This is a genomic window from Sporosarcina sp. Y1004 (genome assembly GCF_057669665.1).
In genome coordinates this window covers 15,798-28,626 of record NZ_JBYHFQ010000014.1, presented here as the reverse complement: position 1 = coordinate 28,626, position 12,829 = coordinate 15,798, and the positions used below count along the sequence as shown (strand labels likewise).

General features: G+C 38.8%; 11 protein-coding genes. 8 read left to right on the top strand and 3 right to left on the bottom strand.

What is annotated here, in order from left to right; genetic code table 11:
• Positions 1–105: 105 nt before the first annotated feature.
• The gene (locus AC25Y6_RS11005) at positions 106–1,068 is read right to left on the bottom strand and encodes a S8 family peptidase (protein ID WP_488143047.1); all 963 of its coding nucleotides are present in this window, start codon (positions 1,066–1,068) and stop codon (positions 106–108) included.
• A 2,338-nt stretch (positions 1,069–3,406) separates the two neighbouring features.
• Between AC25Y6_RS11005 and AC25Y6_RS11000 the strand changes: the two genes are divergently transcribed.
• The 3 genes from AC25Y6_RS11000 to AC25Y6_RS10990 all read left to right on the top strand — a co-directional run bounded on the left by AC25Y6_RS11000 (position 3,407) and on the right by AC25Y6_RS10990 (position 5,613).
• Positions 3,407–3,904 carry an RNA polymerase sigma factor gene (locus tag AC25Y6_RS11000; RefSeq protein WP_488143046.1) on the top strand — a complete coding sequence of 166 codons (498 nt, stop codon included), beginning with the start codon at positions 3,407–3,409 and terminating at the stop codon, positions 3,902–3,904.
• 4 nt (positions 3,905–3,908) lie between these two features.
• Complete coding sequence (locus AC25Y6_RS10995; protein ID WP_488143045.1) at positions 3,909–4,580, top strand: TIGR04104 family putative zinc finger protein; 672 nt, start codon at positions 3,909–3,911, stop codon at positions 4,578–4,580.
• Positions 4,581–4,887: 307 nt separating this feature from the next.
• Positions 4,888–5,613 carry a Fic family protein gene (locus AC25Y6_RS10990; protein WP_488143044.1) on the top strand — a complete coding sequence of 242 codons (726 nt, stop codon included), beginning with the start codon at positions 4,888–4,890 and terminating at the stop codon, positions 5,611–5,613.
• Positions 5,614–5,750: 137 nt separating this feature from the next.
• Here AC25Y6_RS10990 and AC25Y6_RS10985 read toward each other — a convergent pair whose 3' ends face one another.
• Complete coding sequence (locus tag AC25Y6_RS10985) at positions 5,751–7,748, bottom strand: methyl-accepting chemotaxis protein (RefSeq protein WP_488143043.1); 1,998 nt, start codon at positions 7,746–7,748, stop codon at positions 5,751–5,753.
• 946 nt (positions 7,749–8,694) lie between these two features.
• Between AC25Y6_RS10985 and flaG the strand changes: the two genes are divergently transcribed.
• Genes flaG through fliT form a run of 4 tightly spaced genes read left to right on the top strand, consistent with a single transcriptional unit; the run spans position 8,695 to position 11,334 of the window.
• Positions 8,695–9,063, top strand: coding sequence for a flagellar protein FlaG (gene flaG, locus AC25Y6_RS10980; RefSeq protein WP_488143042.1), 369 nt, complete (start codon positions 8,695–8,697; stop codon positions 9,061–9,063).
• Between the two features lie 18 nt (positions 9,064–9,081).
• Positions 9,082–10,548 (top strand): flagellar filament capping protein FliD, encoded by a 1,467-nt coding sequence (gene fliD, locus AC25Y6_RS10975; protein WP_488143041.1) that lies wholly within the window; start codon positions 9,082–9,084, stop codon positions 10,546–10,548.
• A 34-nt stretch (positions 10,549–10,582) separates the two neighbouring features.
• On the top strand, positions 10,583–10,984 hold the full coding sequence (gene fliS / locus AC25Y6_RS10970) for a flagellar export chaperone FliS (protein ID WP_488143040.1): 402 nt from the start codon (positions 10,583–10,585) through the stop codon (positions 10,982–10,984).
• Positions 10,981–11,334: a flagellar protein FliT gene (gene fliT / locus AC25Y6_RS10965; RefSeq protein ID WP_488143039.1), complete on the top strand. Its 354-nt coding sequence runs from the start codon at positions 10,981–10,983 to the stop codon at positions 11,332–11,334. The genes fliS and fliT overlap by 4 nt, the downstream gene beginning before the upstream one ends.
• 88 nt (positions 11,335–11,422) lie before the next feature.
• Here the strand turns inward: fliT and AC25Y6_RS10960 are convergent, their stop codons facing one another.
• Positions 11,423–12,034 (bottom strand): zinc dependent phospholipase C family protein, encoded by a 612-nt coding sequence (locus tag AC25Y6_RS10960; protein WP_488143038.1) that lies wholly within the window; start codon positions 12,032–12,034, stop codon positions 11,423–11,425.
• Between the two features lie 284 nt (positions 12,035–12,318).
• Between AC25Y6_RS10960 and AC25Y6_RS10955 the strand changes: the two genes are divergently transcribed.
• A complete protein-coding gene (locus AC25Y6_RS10955; RefSeq protein ID WP_488143037.1) occupies positions 12,319–12,690 on the top strand; it encodes a PilZ domain-containing protein in 372 nt (123 codons plus the stop codon).
• Positions 12,691–12,829 lie beyond the last annotated feature (139 nt).

Below are 12,829 nucleotides of genomic sequence, written 5' to 3'. Positions count from 1 at the left end.
GCGTGATTGCCAAAAACGATAGCCGCACAAGGAAATTAATATTCCTTGTGCGGCTATCGTTAATTTCTGAATGTTTGAATGCGGTTATATCATTAAATTGATTTATTATGCATTCAAGACCAGTGTTTTGTTTTCTTGCTCAAATACATTCGTCAAATGTTCAAGGACTGTTAAATAAATGAGACCGTTGCCTTCTAGTTTCGGTGAGAATCCTAGCGGAACGGTCCTTTTAATTAATTGGGCATATAGCTCCGGCTCCGAAAGTTGACGCCCGAAACTGTTATTGACCAAATTTTTTATTAGGGCGAGTGCTCCCGATACATGTGGTGCAGCCATTGAAGTTCCACTTAACGTGGCATATTTTCCGTTTAAATACGTAGAAATAATTTTTTCACCCGGAGCGACTAAATCGATTTCATTGTGAGAATTGGTGAAATCGGAAGAGCGTCGTTTTAGGTTAATCGCACCAACGCTTATGACTTCGTTATAACAACCTGGATAGGCAAACTCATCGGTTGAATCGTCGCCGTCACCCTCATTTCCAGCCGCACAAACGACGAGGATATTGTTGGTAATCGCTTTTTTGATCGCCTGATAAAGTTCTGGCATATCATTAGGACCCCCCAATGACATGGAGATGATATCCACTTTTTGTTCAATCGCATAATTGATGCCATTAATGATCCAGTCATATTGTCCCGAGCCTTCTTTATTCAAGACCTTAACAATGAGTAAACTTGCTTCAGGGGCTACTCCAATTACGCCGTTATCGTTCTGTCGAGCAGCAATCGTTCCAGCAACGTGAGTTCCATGTCCATTATAATCAAGAAATAGTTCGGGATTGTGACCATCGTCGTCCGTAAAGTTCCGACCACCAATTATCTGTTCTTGTAAATCGGAGTGTTTACGATCGCATCCTGTATCCAAAACCGCTACCGTAATCCCTTTTCCTTTTGTTTTTTTCCAAATACTTGGTGCTTGAATTAATTCTACACCCGCGGGAACTTCATTTGTATTCGCTACTTGTTCAATCATTTCGTATGGAATTACATGAGCATAGTTCTCCATTTCAAACCTCCTATTAATTGGATTGGATATCTACGTAATTGATACGAAAAACGAATCAAACGCTTTTTTACGACTAGCCGCCACTGGGAGGAAGGATTTGTTTCTATTAGAAGTACTTGTTGCATATAATTGAAAACTTGAATTGGAATAAATAGGACTGAGTGATAAAAATCAGTCCTATTTATTGTCGACGGTGTAAATTGCCGGGCTGAAAAAACAGTTGACCCAGAATGGAAATAGAAGAAGTAATTGTCCACACTTCTGCCGATAGGGGGGCAATTACTCCTTTCTTGATAAGAAAAAGATAGCTGACAACGACACCGACATAAAAGCAATCCATCCACCGGAAAGTGAAATGAGTAAGCTTAGTATTTCGTATGTTGTCACTGGTTTTCACCTCCTTTTATTTGAAAGTGTCCATGTTTATGTCAATACCTTTCTTATAACTAAACTGAAATTGTGATGTATTTCTAGAGAGGTGAAAAAACAATTAAAGAGTTATTCAATTGTTTGTATGTGAAGCATTATGTATATGTAAAATTGTTATGGGAGAGGGGTGAGATTTTGGAGAACTATTTCTTACACACCGTAAGAGAAGATACATCTATTTTAGGATTATTTCTATAGAAATTGTACCATTATTTAACTATTCAGTCCATTGAATAATGAACGATTTAAATAATAGATTCAGAAGCCTTAGTAAAAAGGAAGGCGTATTAGCGCTTAGTCACTATTGTAGGGGAAGATACTAAAAGAAAGGTTCCATTTAATAGGACATGCTACATATATAAATGATTATACTAAAATAAGGACTCATATCAGATCCAATATGCAAAACTAATAAAAGTGAAATGAGTCAAGTTTGGTTATCGAAAGTCATTTTGAAATGAAGTGTCGCACTTCTATTGATAGTTCATCAAGTAATGTAAAAGAACTAAGTGTTTGAACATTCAGTCCTGTAATGGTAGACTGTAACTACAAAATCATAATCGATTTTGTACATCGTACGACGGTGAAAATTGTTGTATGGAAAAGAAGAAGTAATTGTCCACACTTCAGCCGATGGGGGGGCAGTTACTTCTTTCTTGATAAGAAAATGATAGCTTTACATACATAAAATCTATCTAGTGGAAATCTAATACTACGTGCAATGTAAATTAAAAAATCGTTCTGGAGATTTTATTGTCAGAACGGCTTTTTTGATTATTTTGGTACTAACACAAAAGATATGGAAACATTAAAATAAAATTTTATAGCATTAAGCCAGTTTTATGGGGGATATACTACTAGATTTGTTTCTATTTGTAGTGCTAGTTACATATAATAATTGAACGTTACTTGAAAAGTGCTTTGCAGTAGGTCCTAAATATGCAGACTTGATCATCCACAATTTCACTATGTGTTGCACTACTCTTGAAATCTATCATATTATAAAAAACACGACATAGAATAAAAAGGACTGAGTGTTTGAGCACTCAGCCCGGTTGTAGTATTCTGCAAGGCAAAATCAGTGGCGATTTTGCGCAAAGTAAAATGGTGTAATCAGTTGGTAGAAAAGCATTTGGTCAACAAGAAAGAAGTAATTGTTGTTCACACTTCCGTTGATGGAAGGGACGGTTACTTCTTTTTTGATAAGAAAAAGATGACTGACAACGACACCGACATAAAAGCAATCCATCCACCAGATAGTTGGATGAGTAAGCTTAGTAATTCGTATGTTGTCACTGGTTTTCACCTCCATTCATTAGGCACTGTCAAACTGCTCTTGCAATTTATAAAGGGTTGAAAAACGATATAAGTAACCCTATTACTATGTATATGTGCAATAAATTATGTATATGACCGACTGTTACAGAAAATGCGAGACAATTGAGTTATTTATGGGAAGAGTATGATGAAAATAGTTCTAGATAGAAAAACCACTTAGGGCAAAATTCCCTAAGTGGTTTTCAATTTCTTAAACCTTAAACCTTAAACCTTAAACCGATTAACCGCCATACTCAATTCTTCACTCAACTCCTGAACCGCAAGACGCTGTTCATCTGTTGAAGCACTAAAGTTTGGGTACCGATTACGTAAATTCACTGCAACTGTATCATAATAAGAGAAGGGTCAGAAATCTAGATGGATTTCTGCTTTTTGTATTTCTATCCGAATCGTTGAATTGCTCGTTATTTTGTCTTGCAGAGGTACGGGTTTTATTCCAGATTGCTACCGAACGGATTATGTATAAACTCATTTTGTTATGAACAGACATCAGTCTTTAAAAAATAGCATTGTTAAATGAGTCGGAAAACAATCGACTTACGTCAGTAGGATGAAGGTGGTGGAATTTGTTTTGCAAATTGAAAAGATTATTTCCGAGTATGGGGATTATTTATTGCGCGTTGCATATTTGTACGTGGAAAATAGTGCAACTGCTGAGGACATCGTTCAGGATGTGTTCGTTGCCTTTTATGAAAAACAGGACCAGTTTAGGGGAGATGCATCGCTGAAAACGTACTTAGTGAAAATGACTGTCAATCGGAGTCATGATTATTTACGAAGTTGGAAGAGTCGGAGAACGACGTTGTATAAAAAAGTTATAAGTAAAGGTAAAAGTCAGTCGCCTGAACGTGCAATGCTTGAAAAGTCCGAGAAAATGGAATTGGTAGAAGCACTGTTTACGTTAACGGTACCTTATCGTGAAGTGCTCATACTTTATTATTATGAAGAAATGTCGACAGTGGAAATCGCAAAATTAGTAAATTGTCCAGAGTCGACAGTTCGTACTCGATTACAGCGTGCACGGAAGCAACTGGGAAATCGGATAACTGATTATGAATGGGGGGAGTAGCGTCATGAATAAATTTAAAGTGGACTTACATAGGGAATTACAAACTCTGTCGTTGTCAAAAGATAGAAAACAGCGAATTAGTACAAAAGCAAAAACAAATACTATAAGAACTAAACGGCACAGTGAGTGGAAATACCGTATTGTGCTCGTAACTTGTACGATTCTTACACTGGGCTTCAGTTATTTACTTTGGCAACAAAAAGATCCATTACCTTTAAGTCCATCACAAACTGCAGCTTCGAATCAATCTGATACGACTACTATTTGGATGGAGCTTAACAATGATTTCATAAAAACGATTCTCCTTGTCAGTATCTTTGTACTCCTGTATATCTACCTAAAAAGGAGACTACGAAAAAAGGGTAAGGGTTTGCCTGTTTGTGTTAAATGTAATGAAGAATGGTCATATGGAGAAGCCTTGAAGTGTAGTATGAAAAACGGAGAGATCACTTGTCCGAAATGTAAACAAAAACAATACCGGACGAAAAAGTCATCGCAACGAGGTGGTTTGATTGGATTTCTCATTCCATTTATGATTTTAGTATCGCAAATATTCAATAATACCTTGATAGGTATAGTCGTTTATTTTAGTTGTTTATTGTTTATTTATTTGGGTTTAACTCCCTATTATATAGAATTACAAGAAGAGGATCCAATCAATGAGCCACTTTACTGATGTTATCACTTGTCCCTACTAGCGTTGCGTATCTGTAAAATCATTGCTGACTAGAAATCTAAGCGGATACGGTCATTATGCATTACATAGACTCTCATCAAAAAATTGTCTTTAATTGAACGCGGAGGTAAAATAATCTTATACATCAAATAAAAGCACAAAATGATCACTTTGCCGACCTGATTAGTGAACCTAATATCATAATAGGATTGGTCATATAACAAATAATGATGACACTGCTACCTGATTGAAGAAATGTATGTGACTGATAAAAAGAGCTATGACTTATGACAAGGGGGGCACGGACATGTTTCAGGAAATCGATCGTAAAAAAAATTTGCTAGACGGAAAACGTCCTTTGCCTACTTATACGCTGAAGAGTTTACGGGAGAAGTTGCTACTGGAGTGGACGTACAACTCGAATGCGATAGAAGGAAACACGTTGACGCTAAAAGAGACAAAAGTCGTTCTTGAAGGGATTACGGTTGGTGGTAAAACGATGCGGGAGCATCTTGAAGTGATCAACCATCGAGATGCGATACTGTATGTAGAAGAAATCGTGGCTAATAATGAGTTGCTAACCGAATGGCAAATTAAGAACTTGCATGGACTCATACTAAAAGGAATTAACGATGGATACGCAGGAATGTACCGCGACCAGCAAGTCTATATCTCGGGTGCAGAGCATGTCCCGCCTGAACCATTTCTCATAAAAGAGAAGATGGAAGAACTAATTATTTGGCATGACGGCGAGGCACAATCTATGCATCCAATTGCGCGTGCCGCAATGCTACATATTATTTTTGTTGGTATTCACCCATTCATCGACGGAAACGGCCGCGCATCTAGATTACTACTTAACTTGGACTTAATGAAAGCTGGATTCCCTCCAATTATCATTAAGGCAGAAAATCGCCTTTCTTACTATGATGCACTAGACAAAGCGCATACTACGGATATATATGATGATTTCATTGAATTGGTTAAGAGTGAAGTAAATCATATGTTGGATTGGTATTTATCGTTGGTGTAATTAGGTAGAGTGCGTAGTAAAAAAGGTGTAAGTGAAATTATTTAGCATTGTGTTCTATACAAAAAAGGGTTACTACTAAGAAATAGTCGAAAAAAAGCGCTCAAGACAGAAACTGTCTTGAGCGCTTTTGCACTGTTTTAAACCTTAAACCGATTAACCGCCATGCTCAATTCTTCACTCAACTCCGTCAACGTCTCCGCTGCATCCGTTACTGATTGAATCGCGCGAAGCTGTTCGTCTGTTGAAGCACTTACTTCTTCACAAGCAGCGGCTGTTTCTTGCGAAGTTGCTGCCATTGTTTGGATCGTTTCAGCGACGTCGTCTTTATGAGTCGCCACTTTCTGTATTTCTTCATACACTGCGTCAATCGAGTCTTGCATATCAACCATCAACGTCGAGATTTCACCGAACGTGACTTCTGTGTCGGTTACGACCGTACCTTGACGTAGGAAGTTTTCGCGTGTTTCGTTCATTTGCTCTGAGACGAGTCTGGATTCTGTTTGTAGTTCTTGGACGGTCACTTTTACTTCATCCGTTGACCTAGCTGATTGTTCAGCGAGTTTCCTTACTTCATCTGCAACGACCGCAAACCCTTTACCGTGTTCACCTGCACGTGCCGCCTCGATGCTCGCGTTTAGCGCAAGTAAATTTGTTTGTGTCGAGATTTGCGTAATGGTTTCCATAACTCCGCCGATTGCTTTGACTTTATTCTCAAGGGTTCCGATTACTTCAGACATGGACTGTAAATTTGTTTCCCAGTCATTGAAGGAAAGTTTTAGTTCGTGCATTTGGCCTTGGCCGTTGGTGTTCATTTCACCGGCTCTTGTTGCGATATCAGACATGACACCGGCTTTCGTTGTAATTTCGTTAATTTGTTGGCCAAGGATGTCGGCCTTTTCAGTTACGAGTTCTGCATCTTCAGCTGATTTCGACGCGCCATGTGCAATTTCGGAAACGGCATGTGCGACTTCTTCACTTGATGCACTTGTCTCCTCTGCGACAGCGCTTAAACTCTCGGAACTCGCACGCACATTCGATGCAGAGCCATTAACGACAGTGATAATGGAATGCATATTGTCAATCATCGTATTGAAGCTGTTCCCAAGTTCACTAATTTCGTCGTTCATTTTAATGTCTGAGTGAACTGTTAAATCGCCTTTTGAAACAGAATTCATTAGTGAATTCAATGTACCGAGTGGTTTAATGGTACGGCTAATCATGAAATAAAGTGCTGCGAAAATGATCAAGAGTGTTACTAAAGCCACAATCAGCATAGAGTTACGCAAGTCACTTGCCAGTGCGTGGATATTTGTTTCATCATAGATGGCACCGATCTTCCAACCGAACTTCTTAATCGTTGAGTAGATATTGGCTTTATTGATACCTTCATATTCATAGTAAATCGCGCCTTGTTCGTTGCCTTCTTTGTACATCTCGGCGATGAATGGAAGTTCCATCGAGTTTTCTCCCTGTAATGTCGGGTGAGCAATCGCTGTTCCTTCTGTATCGAAAAGGACGGGGTAACCGTCATAACCAATTTCGCTGGATGAAATCTTGTCTGTTAACGCGGAAAGCTGAATATCGAGGCCAACAACGCCAATGACCTTCCCATTTGCTTGCACCGCTTTTGAAGCACTGATTACAAATTCACTAGTTGCTTGGTCTATATAAGGTTTCGTCCATTGCACAGCGCTCGGGTCTGCAACCGCTTGTATATACCATTCACGTGTTGTAGGATCGAAACCAGCGCCTAAATCTGCTTCTGGCATAATGTAAGTCTCTTTAGTAGGAAGAGAAAAATAGATGCCTGATGAATCTTCGTATAATTCCATAAAGTGTTCGAAAGATTCATTGAGTTTGGGAAGTGAATCGTCAGCTGGTTCATCTCCCGTTGCGGTTGAAAACTCTGTCACTAAAGGGGAAGTCGATAGTTGAGCAAGACCTAACTCGTATTGTCCCAGATAGTTCTCGATCGCAAAGCCCATTTCATTAATGAGGGAACCGCTTGACGCGACCACGTTTTCCTCCGTTTTGTTTTTTACTTGCGTACTGCTAATGGCAGTCATAATGGCTATGCCAATTAGAAAAAGCACCATACCCGTCATGATGATTTTTGTCTTGATGGACTTGAACATATAGCACCTACTCTTTCTCTATTTAAAATGAATTCACTATATAAGTACTTCGGTATTTTTAGCGATTATTAAGGGTCTCTAGTAAATTTTATTACTAAGAAAAATCTGACAATAAAACAAGCCTGCTATTTAACTAATAGCAACTAGTAAATAACTTGATCACATACCAGGCACTACTTGTATAGTTGTTTATGGATCGCTTTGAAATGAACAATTTCTTTATGCTGATCAAGAGGTCTAAGTAAGTAGGGATGCGACTTTGTCGCATCCCTACTTACTCATTTCGGTAATCGCATGGTATTTCTTCATCATTCGCTCTCCAAAGACACAGTTACAAGAAGTGCCGAAGTTTTTTTGGACGAAAAAATAGCTCGCTTCTCACATGGAGAGAAGCGGTCAAAGATACAATTTTGACCGCTCAAGCCTTCTATTATAGTTTTTCTATTTTTATTTTAGGGAAGTGTCACTTTCTTATAGAGTAAAGCAGAGAATAAAAAGTACAGCGTGCAAGAGTTCCCGAAATTTCATCTTCGGAACTTACAATCCCTATAGAAGCTCATCTATTCTTTTCTTTAAAAGCAGCTGCAATTTTCGCTTGAATATTGTAGGAACGCGGTAGGCTAATATTCATAACAGGATTAGCGAAAAGAAGGTGTCTAGAAGTGACGGAGTCACTTCTAGACACCTCGATCCTCGGAAAAACTGTCGTGATTAATTCACCGAAAGCGGACTGAAAATAGGCAAGTGGAATTGGCGATTTTCAAGCACTTCTAGCCATCGGTTTATGCAACTAAATGGTTAATCACTTTAGGTGAAGATTCAATCTTAAAAAAAGGTAGGCATATTTCCATTTGCGATACTTTTTATTGCCAATTGACTCAACTTCCATTTTCCATAGCCGATATAAATCATAACGAATGATCTTAAACTTAGGGAGGTTTGGCGGATGGTAAGTCGGATGAATGGAAAAGCAGTTCGAACGCAAGCGAATGCATCAGCAGAAAAAACGGCACCCGACATGGAAACAGCGGTCGTTCAAGTGCAAGCAATTCAGGAGAAAGTCCAGCAGCAGGACAATGAACAACAACTGCCGCTAGACAAAGCGATGCAAATGACAGATAGCATAAACAAGTTTTTAGAAACGGCTAATACGCAATTGCGCTTCAAATTCCATGAAAAACTCAACGAATATTATGTAACAATCGTTGATTCAACCACAGACGAAATCATCCGAGAAATCCCATCAAAAAAACTATTAGACATCCATGCCGAAATGCGCGAATTTGTCGGCTTGCTTGTCGATCGGAAAATTTAAGGAAGGCGTGATTGTTAAATGCGAATTAGTGGACTAGCTTCAGGTATGGATACGGAGTCAATGGTAACGGATTTAATGAAAGCACACCGTATTCCACTTGATAAAATCACACAGAAAAAACAATACCTAGATTGGCAATTGGATGATTATCGCACAACCAACCGTCAGCTATTTGATTTCAGTAAAAATACGTTTGATACCATGATTTTATCAACATCGTTTGCGGCGAAGACAGTGAATATCTCTTCACCAAATGATGTAGCGATTAGGAGTATGGGGTCTACTAGTGATTTTTCGGGAACGATTAAAGTTACACAGTTGGCTAAAAACTCAACTATGCAAAGTGGTCAAATAGATAATGCTAAGGGGAAAACAGAAAGCATTACTCTCGCGGACCTTGGACTTGCTAACGGAGGAGAAATATTAATTGCAGCGATAGGTGAAGATGGAACACTTCAGACGCCAAAGGAATCGTTAAAATTTCTAGCAACTGATACACTGCAAACTGTATTGAACAAAATTAATAAAGAGACTGGTGTAAATGCTTTTTTCGATTCTCAAAGTGGTCAAATTGCAATGACTACAAAAAATGGTGGCGCACTTGGAGTCGATGAGAAGGAAATTGTGGTGACTGGTAGTCTTGGAACGGCATTGGAATTGAATGGAGCTCCCGTTAATTCAGGTATAAATTCATTGTTCAATATTAATGGGCTCGAAATGACCCGATCATCTAATACATTCCAAGTCAATGGATTTGAGTTCACGCTAAAAGCAGCAAATAGCAATGAAATCAATTTCAACTCCGCCCCAGACACCGATAAAATATTCGAATCCGTCACAAAATACGTAGACCAGTACAACAAACTGATCGAAGACTTGAACAAACAACTCCGTGAACCTAAATACCGTGATTTCCAACCGCTTTCCGCTGAACAGCGGAAGGAAATGAATGAAAAGGATATTGAACTGTGGGATGAAAAAGCGAAAAGTGGTACGCTTCGTAGAGATCCCACTATTTCCAGTATGCTGACGCAAATGAGGACAGCTCTTATGGGAACTGTAGATGGGAAAACATTGAAAAGTCTTGGTATTACTACGTCAAATGACTATACAGCCAATGGGAAACTTGTTATTAATGAAACAGAATTAAAGAAAGCAATCAGTGATGATCCAAGCAAAGTGCATGAAATGTTCTCAAAAGACGATGCTAATGTGGATAATCAAGGATTTGCGCGTAGACTCCGAACAATCGTTGACAGTACGCAAACGTCAATCGCACAGCGCGCGGGGAAAACAGGGTCTGTCAACGATACGTTTTCACTTGGCCGTTCACTCAAAGACATGAACAATCAGATTGAACGTTTCGAAGAACGTCTCAAAATGATGGAAAACCGTTATTGGAAACAGTTTACAGCAATGGAAACGGCGATCAGTCGTGCAAACTCACAGTCCGCGAGCCTTATGAATGCATTCAATAATTATTAACTACAGCAATGACCTTAAAGGAGACCGAATATAAATGGCTATCAACAATCCCTATGCAACTTACCAAAACAATACAGTTAACACGTCAACGCCCGGCGAACTGACGCTTATGCTTTACAATGGTTGCCTGAAATTCATTTTGCAGGCGAAAAGAGCGATGAATGACAACAACATTGAAGAGAAAAACAAGTCTATCCAAAAAGCGCAGGCAATCATTTCTGAACTGATGTTGACGCTCGATACAACGTACCCCGTTGCTCAAAACATGCTTGTTCTCTATGAATTCGCAAACAGCAGACTGGTGGATGGCAATATACAAAACGACAGTGCTTTTTTCGATGAAGCCTCTGCCATTATTACGGAGTTTCGCGATACGTGGAAACAGGTTATTCAGATTAACCGCCAGAAACAATACGCGAATGTAGAAGAAATATGATTCGCCCAGCACTAATCGCTTGGCGTGAGGTGACCGAAAAGTTACTAGAATTGACCAAAGCAACGACGGAAGACACGCGGGACGAAACGATTGCACGAATCGAAGCACTTCTCGATGATCGTGATAAGCTGCAACCGCAAATTATCGCCCCGTTCACACCGGAAGAAGAAGCGTTCGGTAAAGTACTTGTCGCAACCGAAGCAGAGGTACAGCAAAAACTTGCCTCCTTTTCGAAATTAATACGGATAGACATTACTGAAGCACAAGCAAAAAAAGATACGATGAAAAACTACGTCAATCCCTACAGCAATGTAACGCGAGACGGAACATTTTACGATACAAAGCAATAATTAGAAGCCCGGAAAAAGGATAGTATTCTTTTCGGGCTTTTATTTTTTCAATGAAAGCGATGACGCATTGTCCCTTTAAAGCTGGTGTTTAGTCAGTAAATAATGGCCTTATATTCATTAATCCCTTATTAACGGATGTCTCGATATAGCCAACTATCTGTTCAAACGTAAATACATTAAGCTTTTCATGGATCACTTCCTTATCGTATATCATATCGCCTATTACATAAGGAATGAATTGATCAACATCTCTAGACGTAACTTCTTGCAAATCAATGGTTGCAGTAGAATCACCTAACATTATTCTCAATTCATCTGTAAAACCATAGTGTTCCAGTAACTTTCCATTCAGTAATCGGAAATCATTATGGTATAAGTCGGCCATGTCTTTATTTACTTCCATTCTGTTTTTCAACCATGGAAGATAAAAACCTTTCAGCCATAGATCATCAGCGATTAAATGTGTAAAATAGCCCAATATATAATGACTTGCTACTTGCGAACTGTATTTCTGTAAAAAACCTTTATAATCAATGTTTCTTGAATAATCCTGTACTTCACCTTTAAAGAAATGTGATAAGTCTTTAGGGGAAACAGCATCTGGAGCAAGACCTCCAAGTAAAAATGGAGTTCTATCCACTATTGAAAGTGACTCTGCAATTCGATTAGCAATAATCAAATGCATTATTCTTGAACCCATAAATTTTCTCACCTTTCTATAAAAATTTTACATACCAATGGTTGATCGACATTATTGATCCGTTATTTTGTCAATTCTGTAAATATACTTTATCATAGGGAGTATTAAATGAGAACGGGCTCTTTTAACAGAGTCATATAATAGGGCCTGTTACGAAGAGCTGTTGGATAGTTCAATTATTTTTAGGCAAAATAAATACTAGAGCTAGAAACTTCCGAAGGAACATGCTTGTGTGCTATCAATAGAAGAAACTAATCGCAGTGCGATGGAGCGGAGTGTGGAACATGCTTTATAAGCGGACTGAATATTTTAGGTACATGTTTGGAAAACCGCTTGAAGCTGAAATGCGGATTGTCGTTAAAAATGGTGTGGACAGGGAATCGAGCCCTGGAGACTGTAAACTTATCGATATCAGTCCGGGCGGTGCAAAGATCTTTTCCTATTTCGATATCCCACTCGATGGGACTCAGCCTGTGCGTTTGCATCTCAAATTTAAGTTGCATGAAAAAATGATTGATTTGCTAGGCGTAATTGTCTGGAAGAAGCCATATAGTGATGGGTATATGTACGGCTACGATTTCGACGAAAATGCTGTGCTTGAAAAATTAATTGTGGAAGAGCTAAAACTTCGTCGGAAATCTGAAATCGACTCGTGAAGCGCTTTCATGGTTAAATATCAGACGTTTTTGCATCTTTTCGTCACAAATCGACATTAATTTAAAATTCAAAATGTTTTTAGAAGGGTTTTATGGGGAACATGTAGAAGAGTACTATATCGTTTTAAATAAAGGAGGA

Bases quoted from the DNA above. Each gene is read 5' to 3' on its own strand.
- AC25Y6_RS10995 (WP_488143045.1), top strand. From the start codon at position 3,909: ATGAATAAATTTAAAGTGGACTTACATAGGGAATTACAAACTCTGTCG.
- fliS (WP_488143040.1), top strand. From the start codon at position 10,583: ATGGCTATCAACAATCCCTATGCAACTTACCAAAACAATACAGTTAAC.
- fliD (WP_488143041.1), top strand. From the start codon at position 9,082: ATGCGAATTAGTGGACTAGCTTCAGGTATGGATACGGAGTCAATGGTA.
- AC25Y6_RS10985 (WP_488143043.1), bottom strand. From the start codon at position 7,748: ATGTTCAAGTCCATCAAGACAAAAATCATCATGACGGGTATGGTGCTT.
- flaG (WP_488143042.1), top strand. From the start codon at position 8,695: ATGGTAAGTCGGATGAATGGAAAAGCAGTTCGAACGCAAGCGAATGCA.
- fliT (WP_488143039.1), top strand. From the start codon at position 10,981: ATGATTCGCCCAGCACTAATCGCTTGGCGTGAGGTGACCGAAAAGTTA.
- AC25Y6_RS10955 (WP_488143037.1), top strand. From the start codon at position 12,319: ATGCTTTATAAGCGGACTGAATATTTTAGGTACATGTTTGGAAAACCG.
- AC25Y6_RS11005 (WP_488143047.1), bottom strand. From the start codon at position 1,068: ATGGAGAACTATGCTCATGTAATTCCATACGAAATGATTGAACAAGTA.
- AC25Y6_RS10960 (WP_488143038.1), bottom strand. From the start codon at position 12,034: ATGGGTTCAAGAATAATGCATTTGATTATTGCTAATCGAATTGCAGAG.
- AC25Y6_RS10990 (WP_488143044.1), top strand. From the start codon at position 4,888: ATGTTTCAGGAAATCGATCGTAAAAAAAATTTGCTAGACGGAAAACGT.